This window comes from Streptococcus sanguinis SK1 = NCTC 7863 (assembly GCF_000194945.1).
In the GTDB taxonomy this organism is placed as follows: domain Bacteria; phylum Bacillota; class Bacilli; order Lactobacillales; family Streptococcaceae; genus Streptococcus; species Streptococcus sanguinis.
In genome coordinates this window covers 613764-636546 of sequence record NZ_GL878507.1, presented here as the reverse complement: position 1 = coordinate 636546, position 22783 = coordinate 613764, and the positions used below count along the sequence as shown (strand labels likewise).

Annotated in this window: 22 protein-coding genes; 19 read left to right on the top strand and 3 right to left on the bottom strand. The window is 42.5% G+C overall.

The window, feature by feature from the left end:
• Positions 1 to 85: 85 nt before the first annotated feature.
• The 11 genes from HMPREF9378_RS07665 (at position 86) to sdbB (ending at position 10947) form a co-directional block, all read left to right on the top strand.
• The gene (locus HMPREF9378_RS07665; RefSeq protein ID WP_002913584.1) at positions 86 to 2164 is read left to right on the top strand and encodes an SSURE domain-containing protein; all 2079 of its coding nucleotides are present in this window, start codon (positions 86 to 88) and stop codon (positions 2162 to 2164) included.
• Positions 2165 to 2243: 79 nt separating this feature from the next.
• Positions 2244 to 2942, top strand: a complete 699-nt coding sequence (locus HMPREF9378_RS07670) for a response regulator transcription factor (protein WP_032907405.1) — start codon at positions 2244 to 2246, stop codon at positions 2940 to 2942.
• A complete protein-coding gene (locus HMPREF9378_RS07675; protein ID WP_002913582.1) occupies positions 2939 to 3973 on the top strand; it encodes a HAMP domain-containing sensor histidine kinase in 1035 nt (344 codons plus the stop codon). Before HMPREF9378_RS07670 ends, HMPREF9378_RS07675 begins: the two co-directional genes overlap by 4 nt.
• A 142-nt stretch (positions 3974 to 4115) precedes the next feature.
• A complete protein-coding gene (gene ccdA2 / locus HMPREF9378_RS07680; protein ID WP_002912377.1) occupies positions 4116 to 4826 on the top strand; it encodes a thiol-disulfide oxidoreductase-associated membrane protein CcdA2 in 711 nt (236 codons plus the stop codon).
• Between the two features lie 27 nt (positions 4827 to 4853).
• Positions 4854 to 5174 (top strand): hypothetical protein, encoded by a 321-nt coding sequence (locus tag HMPREF9378_RS07685; protein WP_002912378.1) that lies wholly within the window; start codon positions 4854 to 4856, stop codon positions 5172 to 5174.
• 70 nt (positions 5175 to 5244) lie between these two features.
• Positions 5245 to 5808 carry a redoxin family protein gene (locus HMPREF9378_RS07690; RefSeq protein WP_002913581.1) on the top strand — a complete coding sequence of 188 codons (564 nt, stop codon included), beginning with the start codon at positions 5245 to 5247 and terminating at the stop codon, positions 5806 to 5808.
• A 15-nt stretch (positions 5809 to 5823) separates the two neighbouring features.
• Complete coding sequence (gene msrB, locus HMPREF9378_RS07695; RefSeq protein WP_002913580.1) at positions 5824 to 6933, top strand: peptide-methionine (R)-S-oxide reductase MsrB; 1110 nt, start codon at positions 5824 to 5826, stop codon at positions 6931 to 6933.
• A 59-nt stretch (positions 6934 to 6992) separates the two neighbouring features.
• Complete coding sequence (locus HMPREF9378_RS07700; RefSeq protein WP_032911153.1) at positions 6993 to 7727, top strand: response regulator transcription factor; 735 nt, start codon at positions 6993 to 6995, stop codon at positions 7725 to 7727.
• Entirely contained in the window at positions 7724 to 9427 is a 1704-nt protein-coding gene (locus HMPREF9378_RS07705; protein ID WP_002913578.1) for a cache domain-containing sensor histidine kinase, read from the top strand. The genes HMPREF9378_RS07700 and HMPREF9378_RS07705 overlap by 4 nt, the downstream gene beginning before the upstream one ends.
• A 222-nt stretch (positions 9428 to 9649) precedes the next feature.
• Positions 9650 to 10357 carry a thiol-disulfide oxidoreductase-associated membrane protein CcdA2 gene (gene ccdA2 / locus HMPREF9378_RS07710; protein WP_002913575.1) on the top strand — a complete coding sequence of 236 codons (708 nt, stop codon included), beginning with the start codon at positions 9650 to 9652 and terminating at the stop codon, positions 10355 to 10357.
• Between the two features lie 14 nt (positions 10358 to 10371).
• Entirely contained in the window at positions 10372 to 10947 is a 576-nt protein-coding gene (gene sdbB, locus HMPREF9378_RS07715; protein ID WP_002900398.1) for a thiol-disulfide oxidoreductase-associated lipoprotein SdbB, read from the top strand.
• Positions 10948 to 10997: 50 nt separating this feature from the next.
• Here sdbB and HMPREF9378_RS07720 read toward each other — a convergent pair whose 3' ends face one another.
• The 3 genes from HMPREF9378_RS07720 to HMPREF9378_RS07730 form a co-directional block, all read right to left on the bottom strand.
• Positions 10998 to 12248, bottom strand: coding sequence for an NAD(P)H-dependent oxidoreductase (locus tag HMPREF9378_RS07720; protein WP_002913574.1), 1251 nt, complete (start codon positions 12246 to 12248; stop codon positions 10998 to 11000).
• 17 nt (positions 12249 to 12265) lie between these two features.
• Positions 12266 to 12871, bottom strand: a complete 606-nt coding sequence (locus HMPREF9378_RS07725) for an NADPH-dependent FMN reductase (protein WP_002900396.1) — start codon at positions 12869 to 12871, stop codon at positions 12266 to 12268.
• A 169-nt stretch (positions 12872 to 13040) separates the two neighbouring features.
• Positions 13041 to 13976 (bottom strand): FAD:protein FMN transferase, encoded by a 936-nt coding sequence (locus HMPREF9378_RS07730; RefSeq protein WP_002900395.1) that lies wholly within the window; start codon positions 13974 to 13976, stop codon positions 13041 to 13043.
• A 258-nt stretch (positions 13977 to 14234) separates the two neighbouring features.
• Here HMPREF9378_RS07730 and nox point away from each other — a divergent pair, with 258 nt between their 5' ends.
• The 8 genes from nox (at position 14235) to HMPREF9378_RS07770 (ending at position 22743) form a co-directional block, all read left to right on the top strand.
• Complete coding sequence (gene nox, locus HMPREF9378_RS07735) at positions 14235 to 15611, top strand: H2O-forming NADH oxidase (protein ID WP_002900394.1); 1377 nt, start codon at positions 14235 to 14237, stop codon at positions 15609 to 15611.
• A gap of 149 nt (positions 15612 to 15760) precedes the next feature.
• A complete protein-coding gene (locus HMPREF9378_RS07740; protein WP_002900393.1) occupies positions 15761 to 17317 on the top strand; it encodes a ClC family H(+)/Cl(-) exchange transporter in 1557 nt (518 codons plus the stop codon).
• Positions 17318 to 17435: 118 nt separating this feature from the next.
• A complete protein-coding gene (gene efeO / locus HMPREF9378_RS07745; protein ID WP_002900392.1) occupies positions 17436 to 18308 on the top strand; it encodes an iron uptake system protein EfeO in 873 nt (290 codons plus the stop codon).
• A gap of 4 nt (positions 18309 to 18312) precedes the next feature.
• Positions 18313 to 19521, top strand: a complete 1209-nt coding sequence (efeB, locus tag HMPREF9378_RS07750) for an iron uptake transporter deferrochelatase/peroxidase subunit (RefSeq protein ID WP_002900390.1) — start codon at positions 18313 to 18315, stop codon at positions 19519 to 19521.
• Entirely contained in the window at positions 19499 to 21199 is a 1701-nt protein-coding gene (locus tag HMPREF9378_RS07755) for an FTR1 family iron permease (RefSeq protein ID WP_002900389.1), read from the top strand. Before efeB ends, HMPREF9378_RS07755 begins: the two co-directional genes overlap by 23 nt.
• Positions 21192 to 21908 carry a twin-arginine translocase subunit TatC gene (gene tatC / locus HMPREF9378_RS07760; protein ID WP_002895543.1) on the top strand — a complete coding sequence of 239 codons (717 nt, stop codon included), beginning with the start codon at positions 21192 to 21194 and terminating at the stop codon, positions 21906 to 21908. The genes HMPREF9378_RS07755 and tatC overlap by 8 nt, the downstream gene beginning before the upstream one ends.
• Positions 21908 to 22096 carry a twin-arginine translocase TatA/TatE family subunit gene (locus HMPREF9378_RS07765; protein WP_002895542.1) on the top strand — a complete coding sequence of 63 codons (189 nt, stop codon included), beginning with the start codon at positions 21908 to 21910 and terminating at the stop codon, positions 22094 to 22096. Before tatC ends, HMPREF9378_RS07765 begins: the two co-directional genes overlap by 1 nt.
• Positions 22097 to 22161: 65 nt before the next feature.
• The gene (locus tag HMPREF9378_RS07770; protein ID WP_002895541.1) at positions 22162 to 22743 is read left to right on the top strand and encodes a xanthine phosphoribosyltransferase; all 582 of its coding nucleotides are present in this window, start codon (positions 22162 to 22164) and stop codon (positions 22741 to 22743) included.
• The last annotated feature ends 40 nt before the right edge of the window (positions 22744 to 22783 follow it).

Below are 22783 nucleotides of genomic sequence, written 5' to 3'. Positions count from 1 at the left end.
GAAAAATTTTAACTTTTTCTTAACCATTTTTAATCTTAGGAGATTATACTAAAGTCATAAAAAAACAAACCTAAAGGAGAATCTTATGAAATTCAATTCAAATCAAAAATATACCCGCTGGTCAATTCGTCGTTTAAGCGTGGGTGTGGCTTCCGTTGTTGTTGCCAGTGGTTTCTTTTTGCTAGTTGGTCAACCAAATACCGTACATGCAGATGATCTCACCTCAACTCCTACTAAAGTTCTTCAAGAAGATTCGTCATTATTAGAAAAGAATAAGTTGCCAGAGACAGTTTTAAAAGAAGAAATGGATTCGGCTCTACCTGCAAATCAGTCAGCTCCTAAGGAAGAGGTTGATGAAACTATTTCTCTAGATAAGTCTAGCCTATCTCCTAAGGAAGAAATGGTAAAACCAAAAGAAGAACAGACTATGGCAGAAGTTAGCAATCAAAAAGAAGAAGCTAAACCGGAGGCAACTCTTGTTGAAGTTTCAAACCAAGATCGTGAAGCGGCTACTTCTCAATCGGTAACGACTCCAGATGAAGTTAGAAAAGGAGTCGAAGAAAATACTAAGGACTCAGTAGACGTTCCGGCCAGCTACTTAGAAAAAGCGAACGTTCCTGGTCCATTCTTGGCAGGTGTTAATCAAGTTATTCCGTATGAAGCTTTCGGTGGAGACGGCATGTTGACGCGTCTCTTACTCAAATCTTCTGACAAAGCTCCTTGGTCAGACAATGGCAAAGCGAACAATCCAGCGCTCTTGCCGCTTGAAGGCTTGGCGAAAGGTCAATACTTCTACGAAGTGGATTTGAACGGCAATACTACAGGTAAAGACGGACAAGCCCTTCTTGACCAACTTCGTATTAATGGCACTCGCAGTTACCAAGCGACTGTCAAAGTCTATGGTGCTAAAGATGGTAAACCAGATTTGACTAATCTTGTAGCAACAAAAAATGTAACTGTTAGTTTAAATGGCCTTGTTTCAAAAGAATCAGTCAAAGACTCAGTCACCAAAAATATTAAAGACCATATTGATGTCCCAGCCAGCTACTTAGAAAAAGCGAACATTCCTGGTCCATTCTTGGCAGGTGTTAATCAAGTTATTCCGTATGAAGCTTTCGGTGGAGACGGCATGTTGACACGTCTCTTACTCAAATCTTCTGACAAAGCTCCTTGGTCAGACAATGGCAAAGCGAACAATCCAGCCCTCTTGCCGCTTGAAGGCTTGGCGAAAGGTCAATACTTCTACGAAGTGGATTTGAACGGCAATACTACAGGTAAAGACGGACAAGCCCTTCTTGACCAACTTCGCATTAATGGCACTCATGCTTACCAAGCGACTGTCAAAGTCTATGGTGCTAAAGATGGTAAACCAGATTTGACCAATCTTGTAGCAACAAAAAATGTAACTGTTAGTTTAAATGGCCTTGTTTCAAAAGAATCAGTCAAAGACTCAGTCACCCAAAATATTAAAGACCATATTGATGTCCCAGCCAGCTACTTAGAAAAAGCAAACGTTCCTGGTCCATTCTTGGCAGGTGTTAATCAAGTTATTCCGTATGAAGCTTTCGGTGGAGATGGTATGTTGACTCGCCTCTTGTTAAAAGCCTCAGACAAAGCCCCATGGTCAGATAATGGTTCGGCTAAAAATCCTGCTCTATTGCCGCTTGAAGGCTTGGCAAAGGGTCAATACTTCTACGAAGTGGATTTGAACGGCAATACTACAGGTAAAGACGGACAAGCCCTTCTTGACCAACTTCGCATCAATGGCACTCATGATTACCAAGCGACTGTCAAAGTCTATGGTGCTAAAGATGCTAAACCAGATTTGACTAATCTTGTAGCAACTCGCCAAGTAATAATTCGGCTGTATGGAAAAGAAATGGCTGCACAACCATATCAACAAGAACAAATGAATGTGAAACCTTCTACAACAGATTCTATGAGTACAGCTATGGGTTCGAAGGAAGTGGATCACCGTATAGCTGATATGAAGGGGAAACACCCAACTTCTAATCCGATGACAGATATGGTGAAAAAAAATGATAAGGCTTCGTTACCAGAAACTGGTGAAGCTCAGACAGCTACAGCTATTATTGGTTTCTTTGGACTAGCCTTGGCAGGAATTCTTGGCTTTCTAGGTTTGAAAGAAAAACAAAAAGATTAAGGTTCAAATCATTTAAAAATTACTAAAAATAGTGTTATACTAAAGCCAGTATAACACTGTTTTTATGAGGAGATTAGCAATGGGAAAGACAATTTTACTTGTTGATGATGAGATGGATATTCTGGATATCAAAAAGCGCTATCTTGTGCAGGCTGGCTACCAAGTTTTAGTGGCTCGAGATGGCGTGGAGGGATTAGAGCTTTTCAGAAAGAAATCTGTTGACCTGATCATCACGGATATTATGATGCCAAATATGGACGGCTATGACTTTATCAGTGAGGTTCAGTATATAGTACCTGATCAACCTTTTCTTTTTACAACGGCTAAGACCAGCGAGCAAGACAAAATTTACGGGTTGAGCTTAGGAGCAGATGATTTTATAGCCAAACCTTTTAGTCCACGCGAGCTAGTTCTAAGAGTCAATAATATTTTGCGCCGACTTCATCGTGGAGGTGAGATCGAACAAATTGAGCTCGGTGACTTGATGATGAATCATGTGGTTCATGAGGCTCGTATCGGGGAGTGTTTGTTGGAATTAACAGTGAAGTCCTTTGAACTGCTTTGGATTTTAGCTAGTAATCCTGAGAGAGTTTTTTCAAAGACGGAGCTTTACGAGAAGGTGTGGCAGGAAGACTTCGTAGATGATACCAATACACTTAATGTTCATATCCATGCTCTGAGACAGGAATTGACCAAGTATGCCAGTTCAAACACTCCTGCCATCAAAACTGTCTGGGGTCTTGGGTATAAAATGGAAAGATCACGAGGTGGAAAATGAAATTAAAAAGTTACATTCTAGTAGGGTACCTAATTTCTAGCCTACTAACGATTTTACTCGTTTTCTGGGCAGTCCAGCGAATGTTGATTGTAAAAAGCGAGATATATTTCCTAGTTGGAATGACATTGATTGCTAGTTTTATAGGAGCGGCAGTCAGTCTCTTTCTTTTATCGCCAGTATTTTCTTCCCTTCGGCATTTGAAAAAACAGGCTCAGAATATTGCTGACAAGGATTTTAGTACAGAGATTGACGCCAAGGGCCCTATCGAATTTCAAGAGTTGGGTCAGGCTTTTAACGATATGTCGCATAATTTGCAAGAAACGTTTGAGTCGCTTGATGAAAGTGAACGAGAAAAAGGAATGATGATTGCCCAGCTTTCTCACGATATTAAAACTCCCATTACCTCTATTCAGGCGACTGTGGAGGGGATTTTAGATGGAGTGATCGAAGAAGAGGAGCAGATTCATTACTTGACCACGATTAGCCGTCAGACAGATCGTTTGAATAAATTGGTGGAAGAATTGGATGTTTTGACTCTTAATGCCCAGCCTCGAATAGAATCAGATGGAGAAGCTGAAATAGTCTTTCTAGACCAGCTATTGATTGAGGTCATGAGTGAATTTCAACTATTGATTGAGCGGGAGGAGCGGGACATCTACATTCAAGTGTCTCCCGAGTCAGCAAAAATTAAGAGTCATTACGATAAACTTTCCCGTATCTTGGTCAACTTGATAAATAATGCCTTTAAGTACTCCGACCCTGGAACTAAAATCGAGATAGTGGCTCAATTAACTGATCAAATCTTGACAATCAGTGTGAAGGATGAAGGACGGGGTATTGCTCCTGAGGATTTGGATAAGATTTTTAAACGCCTTTACCGTGTGGAAACTTCTCGTAATATGAAGACAGGTGGGCATGGTCTGGGCCTTGCTATTGCTCGTGAGTTGGCTCATCAGCTGGGTGGGGAAATAATGGTCGAAAGCCAGTGTGGCCTAGGAAGCACTTTTACATTTACTCTCAACTTAACATAAATCCACAATAAGTGATAAACATTTTTAACGCCTGATTTAGCAAAGATAACATCAAATTCAAGTTTTTTCAAATCGATCTCCCTATTTTTAGGGGGATTTTTATTTTATACTAGAGTCAGAAATTGATAGAGAGGTTTTTGAAATGGCAACAAGTTTTTTGTTCTTTATTTCTGTTTTTCTGGCGGGGATTCTATCTTTTTTCTCGCCCTGTATTTTACCGCTTATGCCAGTCTATGTGGGGATTTTGCTGGATTCAGATCAGCCGAAAACGGTTCGGTTTATGGGAAAAGACATTTCCTGGTATGGTCTAGCTAAAACACTCTGCTTTATAGCAGGCCTATCTACTGTATTTTTGGTTTTAGGCTACGGAGCTGGCGCTCTAGGGCAAGTCCTCTATGCCCCTTGGTTTCGCTACGTTCTGGGTGGTATTGTCATTCTATTGGGAATTCACCAGATGGGAATCATTAATATCCAGCAGCTGCAAAAGCAAAAGAGCATCCAACTTAAAAAGAATAGTAAAAGAAGTGATTTTCTAAACGCTTTTCTCTTGGGTATCACCTTTAGCTTTGGTTGGACGCCCTGTGTGGGACCTGTTCTGAGCTCTGTCTTAGCAATTGCAGCTTCTGGAGGTAACGGCGCTCTTCAGGGAGGCTTGCTTATGTTGGTTTATACACTTGGATTAGCGCTTCCATTTCTAGCAATGGCTTTAGCTTCCGGCTGGGTAGTACAGCGCTTTGCAAAACTCAAACCTTATATGGGAACGCTTAAGAAAATCGGCGGAGCACTCATCATTCTCATGGGAATTTTGCTAATGCTTGGAAATCTAAACGTTTTAGCATCATTATTTGGATAAAAATTATATAATTAAAGGAGACACATCATGAAAAAAATCACTACACTTACAATCGCTGCACTTAGTATCTTTGTCCTAGCTGCCTGCTCTAATCAAAAATCAGATTCTAATATGAAGAAGACGGATGACAGCAGCATGATGAAGAAAGATGACATGAAAAAAGACGACATGAAGAAAGAGGATATGAAAGACTCCAGCATGTCTGATGATAAAATGAAAAAAGATGATATGAAGGATTCTTCTATGATGTCAGACGATAAGTCTGATATGAAAGATGATATGAAATCAAGTGATTCAAGCATGAAGGATGACATGAAAGATTCATCCGAAATGTCATCTGACAAATAAGAATTCCACCATAGGAAAGAAAGTCGTCAGTTTTGTCGGCTTTCTCCTTATTTTGAAAGGAAAGAAAACGATGAAGAAGTTATCAATATTGACTATCAGTCTGCTTTGTGTCGGCTTTTTGGGAGCCTGTTCAAATCAGAAGATGAACTCGGAAATTTCTAAAAGTGATAAAAGCAGTATGCAAACAAAAGCTGATTCTGGGCAATCGACCAAGATGGCAAAAGACTTTAGCCTGCAAGGAGTGGACGGCAAGACCTACAAACTGTCTGATTTTAAAGGCAAGAAAGTATATTTAAAGTTTTGGGCTTCTTGGTGCTCTATCTGCCTATCTACACTTGGTGATACTAATGATTTAGCTAAGGAGCAGTCAGGAAAAGATTATGTTGTCCTGTCGGTGGTGTCTCCGACTTTTAACGGAGAAAAGTCTGCCGATGATTTCAAGGAATGGTACAAGTCTTTGGATTACAAAGACTTCCCAGTTCTCATGGATACTAAGGGAGAATTGCTGAAAGAATACGGGATTCGCTCTTATCCATCTGCACTTTTCGTAGGCAGCGACGGTTCTCTTGCCAAGACGCATATTGGCTACATGAGCAAGGAAGATATTGAGAAAACATTGAAAGAAATCAAGTAAAAAGGAGCAATAAACATGGAAGGAAAATGGAAAATTCTTCTGGTTCTTCTTGGCTTGCTTGTCTGCTTTGGACTGGTCTATGTGATTGCAGGGAATGGTAAGCAATCGTCACCTGAACAGATTAAGAAAGCTTCAATGAGCAAGACAGAAGCGGTAGCCAAACAAAAGACAGAAGATGTCAAGGAAGAGGACAAAAGGGAGATTTATCTGGCTGGTGGCTGTTTCTGGGGTGTAGAAGAGTATTTCTCTAGAGTACCAGGTGTCATTGATGCTGAGTCTGGCTATGCCAACGGTAAGGGAGACACGACAAAGTATGAATTAGTCTCTCAAACTGGTCACGCTGAGACTGTTCACATCACTTACAACGCCAAAAAAATCTCTCTCAAAGAAATTCTGCTGCATTATTTCCGCATCATTGATCCAACTTCTAAAAACAAGCAGGGAAATGATCAGGGTACTCAGTACCGGACAGGTGTTTATTATAAGGATGAAGCTGATCTAGATACGATTAACCAGGTCTTTGATGAGGTTGCTAAGAAATATGATAAGCCTTTGGCCGTCGAAAAAGAACCTCTGAAAAACTTTATCAAAGCAGAAGATTATCATCAGGATTACCTAAAAAAGAATCCTAATGGATATTGCCATATCGATGTCAATCAAGCTGCTTACCCTGTTATCGAAGCTAGTCGCTATCCAAAGCCTAGCGATGAAGAGATTAAGTCCAAGCTCTCGCCAGAAGAATATGCTGTCACACAAAAGAATGACACAGAGCGAGCTTTTTCTAATCGCTATTGGGATAAGTTCGATGCTGGTATCTACGTTGATGTGGTGACGGGAGAGCCTCTCTTTTCATCAAAGGATAAGTTTGACTCTGGCTGCGGTTGGCCAAGTTTCACCCGTCCTATCAGTCCAGATGTAACGACTTACAAAGAAGACAAGAGTTTCAACATGACACGGACGGAAGTTCGCAGTCGGGTTGGAAATTCCCATCTGGGCCATGTTTTCACAGACGGACCTAAGGACAAGGGCGGCTTGCGCTATTGCATCAATAGTCTGTCCATTAAGTTCATTCCAAAAGCTGAGATGGAGGAGAAAGGCTACGGTTATCTTTTGGATTATGTTTAAGAGCATTTTGATTGAAAATTTGCTATAATAAATCCAGTATAAATAAGGAGTTGAATCTTGTGTATTCAATTATGATTGTAGAGGATGAGTATCTGGTAAGACAGGGAATTGCGTCCTTGGTAGACTATGAACAGTTTGGTATGCAAGTTATTGCCCAGGCTGAAAATGGAAGAGAAGCTTGGCAGAAATTTCAGGAAAATCCTGCTGACATCCTGCTAACCGATATCAATATGCCACAGATGAACGGCCTCGAACTGGCCAAGCTAGTCAGAGATCAGGTTCCTACTTGCCATATCGTTTTTCTGACGGGCTATGATGATTTTGACTATGCTCGGACGGCTATTAAGCTAGGTGCAGATGACTATCTGCTAAAGCCTTTTTCCAAGGATGATGTTGAGGAAATGTTGGCCAAGGTGCAGACCAAGCTTGATAAAGAACGTAAAAAAGCCCAGATTCAAAACTTGGTCGATCAGGGGCAGCACTCTGAGTTGGAAGAGGCTATTCACGCGCGTCTAGCTGATTCAGAGTTAAGTCTGAAAAGTTTAGCTTTCCAATTGGGTTTTAGTCCGTCCTATCTTAGCGTTCTTATCAAAAAAGAACTAGGCTTGCCCTTTCAAGATTATCTGATTCAAGAGCGGATGAAAAAAGCAAAACTCTTACTCCTGACTACAGATTTGAAGATTTATGAAATAGCAGAGCAGGTAGGTTTTGAAGATATGAACTATTTTTCTCAGCGCTTCAAGCAGGTGGTCGGGCTGACACCTCGGCAGTTTAAAAAAGGAGAGGAGAAATGAAACGATATCCGCTTCTTATCCAGTTGATTGTCTATATTTTTCTGCTGGTTCTTTTACTCTTGGGGGTTGTTGGGAGTCTTTACTATCAAACTAGCTCGGGGACTATTCGACAGCTGACAGAGCGGACGACGCGTAATAGCATGGAGCAAAGTGGGCAGTTCATTGCTTCCTATTTGCAGAAATTAAAGCAAACCACCTCTACACTAAGCAAGGAAGAAACGATTCGTAAATTTGCTCAGAATCAAGAAAGCAGCGAAACGGCAGTTCAGTCTTTGATGAAAACCATCATTGAGACAGATCCGGATTTGGTGTCGGCAGTATTGGTTACCAAGGACGGGCGCGTGGTCTCGACAGATTCTCAAATCAGTATGCAGACTTCCTCTGATATGATGAATGAAAAATGGTATCAGGAAGCTGTCCATACCAGAGCCATGCCTATCTTGACCCCTGCTCGCAAAGAGTCTCTGTCATCTGAGAAGGAGAAGTGGGTTGTTTCTGTCACTCAGGAAGTGGTGGATGAAGCAGGGCAGAATCTCGGTGTTTTGCGTCTGGATATCGGCTATAACAGTCTCAAAGCCTATCTGGATCAGCTTCAGCTAGGGAAGAAAGGCTTTAGTTTTATTGTCAATAGCCAGCATGAATTTGTCTATCATCCCAAGAAAAGTGTTTATTCCTCTAGTCAGGAAATGAAAGCTATGCAGCCCTATATCTCGGTCAAGGACGGTTATGCAGACCAGAAACAGGCTTTTGTCTACCAGATTGATATTGCGGACAGCGACTGGACTCTAATTGGCGTTACCTCATTAGAGCAATTGCAGATGCTTCAGTCACAGATGCTTTATTCTTTTGTGGGAATGGGAATTTTAGCACTCCTGATGTGCTTGACTGGTATTTGGTTTGTCCTGCGTTTGTGGATTAAGCCTCTGCAGAATCTGCAGACTGTCATTCTGAAGATTGGAGCAGGTGACTCAAATTTGCGAGCGGAAGCTAAGGGGTCTCCAGAGTTGGTTGACTTGGCTCAGCAGTTCAATAAAATGCTGGACCAAATTGAACAGCTGATGGAAGCGGTCAAGACTGAAGAACAAAATGTCCGCCGCTATGAGCTCCGAGCTCTCTCAGCTCAAATCAACCCTCATTTCCTTTATAATACCTTGGATACGATTGTCTGGATGGCTGAATTTAACGACAGCAAGCGTGTTGTTGAGGTAACAAAATCACTCGCTCAATATTTCCGCTTGGCACTCAATCAGGGACACGAACAGATTGCTCTTAAAGATGAGATTGATCACGTTCGTCAGTATCTCTTTATCCAGAAGCAGCGCTATGGTGACAAGCTCCAGTATGAGATTGAAGAGGATGAATCTCTAGCTGATTATAAACTGCCCAAGCTGGTACTACAGCCCTTGGTTGAAAATGCCATCTACCATGGTATCAAGGAAATTGACCGACAAGGCGTGATTCGGGTGACATCAGCAGCAGAAGAGGGGCAGCTGATATTATCTATCTATGACAACGGCCGTGGCTTTGATGTCAACGCCTCTATGGATGCGACTCTCCTTCGCTTAGGTGGTGTCGGTCTGAAAAATGTTGATCAACGCTTAAGATTGCAGTTCGGAGACGACTACCATATGGAAATCCAGTCCGAACCGGATAAATTTACCCAGATTAGTCTTTATTTGCCGCTAGTTACAGATGATTAGGTCTATTAAGTTTTAAAATATTCAAGCCGGTAGGATTTTCTCCGGCTTTTTACTGTTTGAAAAAATGCACTATTATTGCTGTTCATCAAGCAAAATTTTCTCTTTTCCGAGTCACATAATGTTTGCAAGAAAATTACCGTAGCGGATTTGTGAAAAATCCACAAGATTCATTTATAATGATAAGTGAATGTATATTCTACGTAAGTAGTTAGAGGAGAGTAAATGGAGTCACCTTTATTTTTTGTTTCAGTTTTTTTAGCGGGTATTTTGTCCTTCTTTTCCCCTTGTATTTTTCCCTTATTGCCGGTTTATATTGGCATTTTGTTGGATGACAAGGAGGTCAAGACCCTGAAAGTATTTGGCCGGGAGCTTGCTTGGCAGGGCATGGTTAGAACGCTCTTTTTCATTGCGGGTATCTCGACAGTCTTCTTTTTGCTAGGCTTTGGAGCAGGTTTTCTAGGAACTATTATTTACAGTTCGACCTTTCGTTATGTGATGGGCGGCCTCATCATTCTGCTAGGTCTGCACCAGATGGAGCTTATTAATATTCGCCAGTTACAGATTCAAAAGAGCTTGACTTTCAAAAAGAACGGTCAGAAACATCATTTTTGGTCTGCATTCTTATTAGGTATTACCTTTAGCTTTGGCTGGACTCCTTGCATTGGTCCGATTCTCAGCTCAGTCTTAGCCTTAGCGGCTTCGGGTGGGAATGGTGCATTTCAGGGAGCAATTTTGACCTTGATTTACACTTTGGGAATGGCCCTGCCTTTCCTAATCTTAGCTTTGGCTTCTAGCTTTGTTATGCAGTATTTTAATAAAATCAAGCCTTATATGGGTCTGATGAAGAAAATTGGCGGAGCCCTGATTATTCTGATGGGAATTCTGCTGATGCTAGGACAGCTCAACGCCCTGTCGGGACTTTTTGGATAAAAGGAGAAATAAATATGAAAAAATTCGTTACGTTATTAGCAACTGTGTCAGCTGTAGCCTTTTTGGCAGCCTGCTCGGAACAGGAAGAGAAGCCTATGACTATGCCCACAACCAGCAGCTCATCTAGTGAGGCTGCTCAGACAAGTACTGTCACCCAAGCAGCTGTCGGTCAAGAGGCGCCTGACTTTACTCTGCAATCTATGGATGGAAAAACAGTCAAGCTTTCTGACTATAAAGGCAAGAAGGTTTATCTAAAATTCTGGGCTTCTTGGTGTGGACCTTGTAAGAAGAGTATGCCAGAATTGGTCGAATTAGCTGGTAAAACGGACCGTGATTTCGAAATCTTGACAGTTGTAGCACCAGGTCTCCAAGGAGAGAAATCTGCCGAGGAATTCCCGAAATGGTATCAAGAACAAGGTTATAAGGATGTACCAGTTCTATTTGATACTTCAGGAGAAATTTTCCAAGCCTATCAGATCCGCAGTATCCCAACTGAAATCCTCATTGACAGTCAAGGGAACATCGGGAAAATCCAGTTTGGGGCTATCAGTAATGTTGATGCAGAAGCAGCTTTCAAAGAAATGAAATAAAGCAAAAAAGAATGGACTTATCATCCATTCTTTTTTAGTTTGTAAGGTAATTAAGCGCTAGCACCTGATGTCGCATCGGCTCCTCCGCCTCCGTGACCTCCATCGCCATCACCTCCAGCATCAGAAGCACCAGAAGTAGCGTCTGCGTCTCCATGACCTCCGGCAGGAGCAAATGGTCCGCTGCCTCCAACCAAACGTTGACCAGTTTCTTTTAAGTACCAGTCGAGCCATGGTTGGAAATTAAAGACGATTTCATTGATACCTGCGTATGATCCGTCAGGATAGTACATAGCTTGGTAGTTGTGGGTATTGATAACGCCTGCAGGTGAACCTGGGACGATTGTACGTACGTATTCTTGGTTTCCGTTGCGAAGTGTTCCGATAACCCACTCTACATTTTTCATCCGAGCTGGTGGAAGAGAACCATGAACGGTTGACATGCGGCTACCTGATTGAGGTGGCACACGTTTAGCAAACATAGTATCTGGATCTTGGTGGGCGTTGTTGTAGTAAAGGAATTGGTTGTTATCGTCAGCGTATGTCAATTCAAATGGCATAGCTTTCAAGAACATATCAATCTGGTTAACGGTCAAGATACCATGGTCAAGTTTGACATAAGTGTCACCAGAAACAGCCCCAGTGATTTCAGCGACTTTTTCCACCCATTCTGGATCATCTGGATCAACTTCTGTAATTGTCGTAGCGATTGGTTTTCCGCAGTCTAAGTCTTCAGGTTCAATTGGTTTTGGTTTTTTCAATTTTGAAACGACCTCTACATATTTGATAAAGTTATCTAAGCATGTTTCAAGGAAATTCACAGTTCCTTCGTTGGTGATATTACCATCATTGTCAAAAGCTTCCTTGGCTTTGCCCAGCAAGAACTCATTGCCTGGAAGAGTGTAAGCATTGACACCAGGTGCGTCTAGGATTTTACGCAGGTGAACTTGAGCGCGAGATGTTCCTTGGTTGTAGTATGATGCACCAACAATCATGACAGGCTTGTTTTCGAAAGGATGAACCTCGAAAGAGAGCCATTCCAAGACACTCTTCAAAGGAGCACTGATAGTATGATTGTGCTCAGGGGTTGCGATAATGACACCGTCTGCACGTGTAATTTTGTTATACAAATAACGCAATTGGAAGCTTTCATCCCATTTTTCATCCTGGTTAAACATTGGGACTTCATCGATTTTTAAGACTTCCAATTCAAATTTAATTTTGAACTGACGGCGGATGAATTCCAATAATTTTCGGTTATACGATTGTTCGTAGTTTGATCCTACAATTCCAACAAATTTCATTCTTTCGGTCTCCTATCTTACAATTTTTCCCAGTTAAATTCTTCAGCATCTTTGCGAAGCAATTCTTGAGCGTTGCGCAATTTTTCAGTGATTTTGACAAAGATACGGAAGTCATCGAAGATGGCATCCAATTTTTTGACAACATCAAGATCTACCAAGTCTCCGCTTTGGTCAAAGGCTTGAAGAGAATGTGAAAGCAAGAACTCATCTGGAAGAACAGTTGCCTTGATTTCTGGAGCGTTCAAAATTTGACGGAGCTGCAACTGGGCACGAGAGGAGCCAAGTGTACCATAAGAAGCACCAGTGATCATGACCGGCTTGTTCAGCAATGGATAGATACCATAAGAAAGCCAAGCCAGAGCATTCATGAGCACAGCTGGAATAGAGTGGTCGTACTCAGGTGTACCGATAAGTACGCCGTCTGCTGCATCGATTTTTTCGGCAATTTCTGATACTAACTCAGGGACGTTTCTGTCAGCAGGTTTATTAAACATTGGGATATCTTTAATCTCAACCAGCTCGATTTCAGCCTTGTCAGCAAAGTGCTTAGACATATATTGAAGAAGTTGCCGGTTTGTAGAACGTTTAGAATTTGTTCCAACAATTGCAATAAGTTTTAACATAAAATTTCCTTTCTGAAATGAAGATACAAATCACTCGTAGGTGCATTTATTTTTCTTAAGGCAAGTAAAAACCTGAAGAAAAAGAGGGCGTTTTTAAATGGGCATTGTTTATAAAAGCTAGAGCGATAGAGTTACCGCATAGTGAGGCAGCAAATTCATCACTTTTGAATTAAGATGCAGGAATTATCTGCTCTAAAAGGCCTGAGCTACAGAAGAGCTGATCGTCTTGGGTGATAATCAGTGCTTCAATCCCTGCTTGCTCTTCAATCTGGGACAGAATTGATGTCGGACTTTCACCAAATAGGCGAGTTGTCCAGATTTCGCCATCTACCGACTTGTCTGAAACAATAGTCAGACTAGCCAATTGATTTTCGATAGGATAGCCTGTTTTGCGATTCAGAATGTGATGGTAGTTCCGCCCTTCAACTGTAAGGGTTCTCTCGTAAATTCCTGATGTGACCACTGACTGATTGGTGACCGCTAGTATAGCTGAGTGATTGCCGCGAGGCTGCTTGGGATTTTGGATACCAATTCGCCAGGCACGCTGGCTGACTGCATTATGCCCAATTGTCAGGACATTGCCACCAAGATTGATAAGAGCAGAGGTCACTCCCTGACTCAGCAAATAGTCTTTAATCTTATCAGCGATATAGCCTTTAGCCAAGGCACCTAAATCCAACTTCATGCCTTTCTTAGTCAAAAAGACACTACAATCTTCTGGATTCAACTCAAGCAAGTTTGGGTCGGTCAGACTTAGAGCTTGCTGAATCTCCTCCCTACTTGGGAGACGGGCGTCTGAAAATCCTATCCGCCAGGTCTGGACGAGAGGACCAATCGTGATATTTAAGTGGCTGCCTTTTGCTAGGCTGTGATATTTTCCCAGCTCAATCAGCTCAAAAAGCTCTGGATGAACTTGGACGCTTTCAATTCCTGCCAGATGATTGATAGTCATAAGTTCTGAGTTTTCATCATTGGCACTGAAGCGATTTTTATAGAGATGAAGCAGTTGGACCGCCTCATCTAAGAGTATTTCCGCTCGCTCATGACAGAGAGATATGCAAATCGAACTCCCCATCAAATGAAGTGAGCGAGAAGCAAAGTCCACATTATCACAACCTTTCTAAAATTAACCTCTCTAACCTTATTATATCAAAAAGATACCGGTTTCACAATCTTAAAATTGTTATATTTTCAGAAAATTAACTTTCGCACAAAGCTGTATTTTCGAAGCGATGAGACAGCGGTAGTATAGCTTTTTAGGCTGTATAAGAATTTTTGAAAATCTCGAGCAAATTTCTTGTAAACGCTCACAGGAGATGATATACTGGTCTAGTAAATTATAAATTAAGGTAGGACTATTCTTATGAGTAAAATCGTTGTAGTTGGTGCAAACCACGCAGGTACAGCGTGTATTAATACAATGTTGGACAATTATGGTGCAGAAAACGAAGTAGTTATTTTTGACCAAAACTCAAACATTTCATTCTTGGCATGCGGAATGGCCCTTTGGATTGGACAGCAAATCAGCAAGCCAGATGGACTTTTTTATGCAGATAAAGAAACTTTTGAAGCAAAAGGCGCAAAAGTTTATATGAATTCACCAGTTGAGTCAATTGATTATGATGCAAAAAAAGTTACAGCTATTGTAGACGGTAAAGAGCATGTAGAGTCATATGACAAATTGATTTTGGCAACAGGTTCTCAGCCAATTCTGCCTCCGATTAAAGGTGCTGAGATGGATCCTAACAGTCGTGAATTTAAGTCAACCTTGGAAAATTTGCAGTTTGTTAAATTGTATCAAAATGCTGCAGACGTTATCGAGAAATTGCAAGACAAGAGCAAACATATCGAACGTGTGGCAGTAGTAGGAGCTGGTTACATTGGGGTTGAGTTGGCAGAAGCCTTCAAACGCCTTGGTAAAGAAGTGATTCTGATTGACGTTGTGGATACTTGCTTGGCTGGTTATTATGACCACGACTTGTCTGAAATGATGCGTCAAAATCTTGAAGATAACGGTGTTCAATTAGCCTTTGGCCAAACTGTTCAAGCTATTGAAGGCGAAAGCAAGGTAGAACGCATTGTAACGGATAAAGCTAGCTATGATGTAGATATGGTTGTCTTGGCTGTTGGCTTCCGTCCAAACACTGGTCTTGGTGCTGGCAAGTTGGAAACATTCCGCAATGGTGCTTTCTTGGTAGACAAGAAGCAAGAAACTAGCATCAAAGATGTTTATGCAATCGGTGACTGTGCGACTGTCTACGATAACTCTATCAATGATACAAATTACATCGCTTTGGCTTCTAACGCCCTGCGCTCTGGTATCGTAGCAGCTCATAATGCTTGCGGTCATGAATTGGAGTCTAATGGTGTTCAAGGTTCTAACGGTATCGAAATCTTTGGTTTGAAGATGGTTTCAACTGGTCTGACAGAAGAAAAAGCTAAACGCTTTGGTTACAGTCCGGCTGTGGTTGAGTTTAAAGATACTCAAAAACCAACTTTTCTTGAAAAAGTTGAGCATCATGATGTTACAATCAAGATTGTCTATGATAAGGATACACGTGTAGTCCTTGGAGCTCAGATGGTTTCTAGAGAAGATATGTCTATGGGTATTCACATGTTCTCATTGGCCATTCAGGAAAAGGTTACAATTGATAAACTGGCCTTGCTGGATCTCTTCTTCCTGCCACACTTCAACAAACCATACAACTACATTACTCAAGCAGCTTTGAAAGCAAAATAAGAAAGTAATTAAGTCTGGGACAATTCCTAGACTTTTTTGTATAGAGCCTAAAAAATGAAAACTGAAAGAAGAAATTTATATTTCATCTGTTTATCAGGCCTGCTTTGTGCTAGAATAGTGGTAAAGTAACTATTTAGAGGAGATTGGGAATGACAAAAGAGGTTAGCTCACGTGAGGACGACATCAAGAGAGAATTTAATTTCGCAACTCATTCGATTATTTCCCAGGTTTTGCGTGGTGTTTTAGTTGGGATTTTTGCTGGACTGGTGGTGGGCGTTTTTCGCTTTCTGATTGAAAAAATCTTTCATTTAGTGCAGGATGTCTACCATTGGAGTCAGCAGTCTATGCTTTGGTTGCTGGCTTTGGTGTTCCTTTATGCTTTCATCGTCTTGCTCAACGCTCGCTGGGTAAAGTCGGAGAAAAATATCAAAGGATCAGGTATTCCGCAGGTCGAAGCAGAGCTGAAAGGCCTGATGTCGCTTTCTTGGTGGAGTGTTCTCTGGAAGAAGTTTGTATTGGGGATTTTAGCCATTTCTAGCGGTCTGATGTTGGGGCGAGAAGGGCCAAGTATTCAGCTGGGTGCTATGAGCGGCAAAGGCGTCTCTAAATTTCTGAATTTGAGTGCCGCCGAGGAGAGAGCACTCATTGCTAGCGGTGCGGCGGCAGGCTTAGCAGCAGCTTTTAATGCACCAATCGCAGGACTGCTATTCGTGGTAGAAGAAGTTTACCGCCATTTTTCACGCTTTTTCTGGGTTTCTACGCTAGCGGCCAGTCTAGTTGCGAACTTTGTCTCACTCTCCATGTTTGGACTGACGCCAGTGCTGGAGATGCCGGATAATATCCCGGTCATGAAGCTGGAGCAGTACTGGATCTACCTAGTCATGGGCTTGCTGCTGGGCTTGTCAGGCTATATTTATGAGAAAGTCATTTTGAATATTCAACAGGTTTACCAGTTTTTGGGGCGCTTGTTTCGAATTTCAGAAGCTTATTATCCTATTTTAGCCTTTGCTTTAATTCTTCCGATTGGTTATTTCCTGCCTCACTTGCTGGGTGGGGGCAATCAGTTGATTTTATCCTTGACCGCTAGTCATTATACTGTGGGAACCTTGCTCTTGTTTTTTGTTCTGCGTTTTGTTTGGAGCATGCTGAGTTACGGAAGCGGGCTGCCAGGTGGTATTTTCCTGCCTATCCTTGCTCTGGGTTCACTGCTTGGCAGAGCAATGGGGGCGGTCTGTCTGCAGCTAGGTTTGATTTCTCAGGAGCAATTTCCGATTTTCATTATTCTGGGTATGAGTGGCTACTTCGGTGCCATTTCTAAGGCTCCACTGACAGCCATGATTCTGGTCACAGAGATGGTCGGTGACATCCGTAATCTCATGCCGCTGGGACTGGTCACTCTGACTGCTTACATTATCATGGATCTGCTAAAAGGAGCGCCAGTCTATGAAGCCATGCTGGAAAAAATGTTACCAGACAGTATCGAGGACCAGGGAGATACAACTTTAATTGAAATCCCTGTTTCTGAAAAGATTGCTGGTCGGCAGGTGCATGAGCTAAACTTGCCTGATGGGGTCTTGATTACCATGAATGTCCACAAGGGAAAGACTCAAACGGTCAATGGTAGCACGCGCCTCTATCTGGGAGATACGATTTACTTGGTGCTGAAAAAGACGGAAATCGGAAAAATCAAAGAAGAGCTGCTTTAATGGTCTTAATATAGAGTTTTTGATTAAATTGTCAGACAATTTCTTGAAATATAAGAGAAAAACTGGTATAATTTACAGGAAATAATCTCTATCTAGGAGAGAAAACAAAGGAGTCACCATGAAAAAACTTGGCATCGTCCTATTTTCAACGGCAATTTTACTGACTGGCTGTGCAGCCAACAATTCTACAAACAAGACTGACTCAAGCAGTCAAGCGTCCAGCAGCCAAACGGCTGTCAATCAGAAAGAATTGGACAAGGCGACAGCGGATTACAAATCTTTTGTCCAAGGACAAATCGATCAGCTCCTGACAGATACGGAGAAGTTTCGTGATACTCTTAAAGAAGGCAAGCTTGATGAGGCTAAAAAGCAATATCCACTTATCCGGATGGCCTACGAGCGCTCGGAGCCGATTGCTGAGAGCTTTGGTGAATCAGATGTTAAAATTGACTTCCGCTTAGTCGACTATGTGGACGAAAACAAGACCGAAGAAGGCTGGTCTGGTTTCCACCGCATCGAAAAAATCATGTGGGAGCAAAATACGACCAAGGGCACTGAAAGCTATGCTGATCAGCTGGTCAACGATATCAAGGAGCTAAAAGCTAAAATCGCAACAGTTGAAGTGACTCCGGATATGATGTTGACAGGCGCTGTTGACTTGCTCAATGAAGTAGCAACCAGCAAGATTACAGGCGAGGAAGAGGTGTTCTCCCATACAGATCTCTATGATTTCCGTGCGAATATTGAAGGAGCAGAAAAGATTTTTGAGCTCTTTAAGCCATTGATTAAGGATAAGGACGAGAAACTCGTCAAGACCTTGGAACTTGAGTTTAAAAACGTCAACGGTCTCTTAGACAAGCACATGACTGACTCGGAAAACTACAAACTCTATACAGAATTGACAAAAGAAGACACCAAAGAGTTGGCGGAAGCTGTGACCAAACTGGGTGAGCCTCTTTCACAAATGGGAGTCATTCTAAACGGGGAGTAATCATATGACAAACGACGAAAAATGGTTTAATAAAAAGATGGATCGTCGTGAATTTCTTAAAAAAGCAGGGATTGGAGGCGCTGGTCTTGCACTGGGTGTCTCTGGTGCATCTGCTTTTTTCGCTAATCAGGCCAAGGAAGATAAGAAATTCGCTGACGGTGAGGAAGAAATCAGCTTTTACGGGGAGCATCAGGCGGGAATCACAACTCCAATGCAGAAGAATATCTACTTTGTTGTGTTGGATTTGCATACGACAGATAGGGAAGCCATTATCCAGCTCTTTAAGGACTGGACAGCCTATAGCGAGAAGTTGGTAAATGGAGAATTGGTCAAAAAAGATAATTCCAATGCTCTTTTGCCGCCAACGGATACTGGAGAAACTGTTGGTCTCAACCCTTATCGATTGACTTTGACCTTTGGGGTCTCAGCCTCTTTTCTGAAAAAAATGGGCTTGTCAGACAAACGACCGAAAGCTTTTCGTGATTTGCCGCCTTTTCCAAAGGAGCAGCTTAAAGAAAAATATACGGGTGGCGATATTGTCATTCAGGCCTGCGCGGATGATGAGCAGGTGGCCTTTCATGCAGTTCGCAATCTGGTCCGTAAGGGGAGAAATGCCATCACTATGAAGTGGAGTCAGTCAGGCTTTGCTGCTATCGGAGACCGGATATCAACGCCTCGTAATCTCTTTGGATTTAAGGACGGCACAGCCAATGTGACCAAGGAAAAAGACTTCGACAAGGTCATTTGGTGCGATAGCAAGGACTGGATGCAGGGCGGCTCTTACATGGCTGTCCGCCGGATCCAGATGTTCCTTGAGACCTGGGACCGGACCAATCTGCAGGAGCAGGAAAACACTTTTGGCCGCTATAAAGATAGCGGAGCGCCTTTTGGCAAGAAAGACGAGTTTGACGAGGTTGACTTGGACCTGCTGCCAGAGGATTCACACGTCCGTCTGGCCAAGGAGGTTGATAAGCCTATATATCGCCGGTCTTATTCGTACTCGGATGGGATTGATGAAACTACTGGTCAGTTCGACACAGGCTTACTCTTTCTTTCCTTCCAGAAAGATCCAGACAGCTTTGTCAAAGTTCTAACTAATCTAGGCGCTCAAGATAAGATGAATGAATACGTCACGCATATCGGTAGTGGTTTGTTTGCTTGCTTTGGTGGAGTGAAAAAAGGAGAATACCTTGGTCAAAAATTATTTGAATAAAAGCTTACTTGTCTTGGGGCTCTTGCTGATCTTTTTGGCTAAGCCGGTTTTAGCGGACGAGAGTTACAGCAGTTTATTTGTCAAAATCACTGATGCCAGCACTGCGGTCAAACAGAAAGACCAGGAAAAAGCCAAGCAGCTAGTCGGAGAAATCAAGACTGACTTTGAAAGGGTAGCTAATCACGACTCTGCAGCGGGACAAGAGGTAAGCAAGGCACTAGACTTATCGGGTCAGGTAACTGAGGAGAAGCTGACACAGATCTCTTCGGCCCTCTTGAAATTTGAGAAAGAGCAGAATCCGGTCGACTTAGAGGCTGAGAAAAAGAAACTTCTCAGTAAGCTAGAGCCCAAATTTGAAAACCTACAAAAGGCCATTAGCGCTAAGGATTTAGAAGCGACAAGAGAAGCATACAAAAAGATGAATAGCACCTGGACTACCAATGAAAGCGTGGTCCGAGACAACAGCACAGCCCATTACGGCAAGGTAGAAACAGCCATTTCATTTCTGCGCAGTGCCATTGAGACGGAGCCTACTGACTTTGACATGATTCAGTCTTCTTTTGATGATTTGAAAGCCGCCATTGATAATTTTGTCAAAGGTGAGAAAGTCCAAGAAGCTGCTGGCAATCTGACGCTGAAAGATGGAATTAAGCTCCTAGAGGAAGCCTTGAGTCTCTTTCAAAGCGGAGATGATAAAAAGGCTGCTGCCAAGATGAAAGAGTTCATCACCATTTGGCCAACGATTGAAGGAGATGTTAGCGTCAATAATCCTTCGCTTTATACCAAGGTTGAGAGTCAGACACCTGTTATTATGGTCAAGGGTGGCGAAGAGAAGTATCAAAAGCAGCTAGAATCCTTGATTAGTGAGCTGTCCCAGATTGACACGACAGCTTCCTATCATTTCTTTGATGCTATGCTGATTTTATTGCGTGAGGGTGTAGAAGCGCTCTTGATCGTCATGGCTTTGATAACGACTCTGAAAGCCTCTAAGATGAAAAAAGGGCTCAAATGGGTTTATGCCGGCGCAGCGAGTGGAGTTCTAGCCAGTGCTGTGATTGCAGCTTTATTGGAGTTTCTTTTCCCAGCAGTTGCTTCTGGATCCAATCGTGAGATTATCGAGGGTGCAGTGGGAATTTTCGCTGTCGCCATGATGATATTAGTTGGTATCTGGCTACACAGCAAGGCATCTATTGAGAAATGGAATGACTTCATGGAAAGCCAAATGAAGGCTGTAACAGCCACAGGCAGTTTTCTTTCCATGTTTGCTCTTAGCTTTCTGGCAGTTTTCCGTGAAGGGGCTGAGACTATCCTCTTTTATGCAGGAATTCTGCCGCGCATCACTATGACTGATTTCCTTTTGGGAATCGGCTTGGCTGTTCTGGTCTTGGTCTTGCTGGCCTTTATCATGAGCAAGGCGTCTGGTCTTCTTAAGCCACACAGCATTTTCTTCTGGCTGACCTGGCTCATCTATGCTCTGGCTTTTAAAATGCTGGGCGTCAGCATCCATGCCCTTCAGCTGACCAATATCCTACCGACTCACCTAATCAATGGCTTTGTGACAGTGGACTGGATGGGGATTTATCCAAGCCTAGAAGTGGTAGTTAGTCAGGCCCTCTTTATCCTGCTAGTCGTTTATGTTAGCTTTAAAAATCAGAAAAGCGAGCAGCAGCATGGATAAAAAAGAGCAGACTATTATTGAGCATTTGACAGAGTTCAGACGACGTTTTCTAGCGGTATTGGCTTGCTTCTTCATAGTTTTTCTGGCCAGCTTGCTTTTTTCGGCTGATATTTATCGATGGCTGACTAGTAATTTTGAGCAGAAGCTGCTGGTACTGGGGCCGGATGATATCCTTTGGATTTATATCAGTCTGGCTAGTCTGGTCGCTTTTTCCCTGACCTTGCCATTTTTGGTTTATCAGGTCTGGGAGTTTGTCCGACCAGCTTTGCGGGCCAATGAAGCTCGGGCTGTTTTCGCTTATATCCCGGCTACCTTTCTCTGTTTTGTTCTGGGGCTGGCTTTCGGCTTTTACTTTGTAACTCCGGCTATTTTGCAGGTCTTACTGTCGCTGGGGGAGGGTCTCTTTGAGACACGGTTAACAGCACAGAATTATCTTAGTTTCGTCTTTCATACCACTATTCCGATTGCTTGCCTTTTTGAGCTGCCAGTTCTTGTGTCCTTTCTGACTTCTATCGGTTTGCTCAATCCGAAATTTTTGGTAAAATATAGACGATACGCTTACTTCATTTTGCTGGTTTTAGCAGTTGTCCTGACACCCGCCGACTTTATCAGCGACTTGTCTATGACAGTGCCTTTGATTTTGCTCTATGAAGTCAGCACCTTGCTCAGTCGCATCATTTATCAAAGAAAATCAACGAGGAGAAATTAATGGGACTTTTAAAAGATATCGGAGTACCTGGGGTAATCATTATTATTCTGGGCGCCCTGCTTATTTTCGGACCAAAACGCCTGCCCGAACTGGGACAGTCTATCGGTAAAATGTTTTCAGAATTCAAAAAAGCAGTCAATCATGCTGGAGAAGAAGAAAAGACCGAGAATAAAAACGAAAAAGAGTAAAGGGAAAGCACGGATATCTGTGCTTTTTCTGCTAGAATCAAGATGGATTTTGGAAAGGAAGACGAATGAAAAAATTAGAAGAACGGATTCTCAGAGATGGACAAGTGTTAGGTGAAAATATCCTGAAAGTTGACTCTTTCCTGACTCATCAGGTTGATTTTTCATTGATGAAAGAGATTGGCCAGGTCTTTGCGGAGGCAGTAAAGGATGCAGGAATTACCAAGGTAGTGACCATTGAGGCTTCTGGTATTGCTCCGGCTGTTTACGTAGCAGAGGCACTGGGTCTACCAATGATTTTCGCTAAGAAGGCCAAAAACATCACAATGACAGAAGGGATTTTGACGGCTGAAGTTTATTCTTTTACCAAGCAAGTGACTTCGACCGTTTCGATTGCTGGGAAATTTCTCAACTCTGATGATAAAGTGCTGATTATTGACGATTTCTTGGCGAATGGTCAGGCAGCCAAGGGATTGATCACCATTATTGAGCAAGCAGGAGCCCAGGTTGAGGCAGTTGGCATTGTCATTGAAAAATCGTTTCAGGGTGGCCGTCAACTTTTGGAAACTGCTGGTTATCGTGTCCTTTCTTTGGCGCGAATCGCAGGATTTGATAAAGGGCAGATTGTCTTCACCGAGGCAGATATATAATTTCCTTTTCCTTTTGACTATCTGTCTGGCTTATAGTATA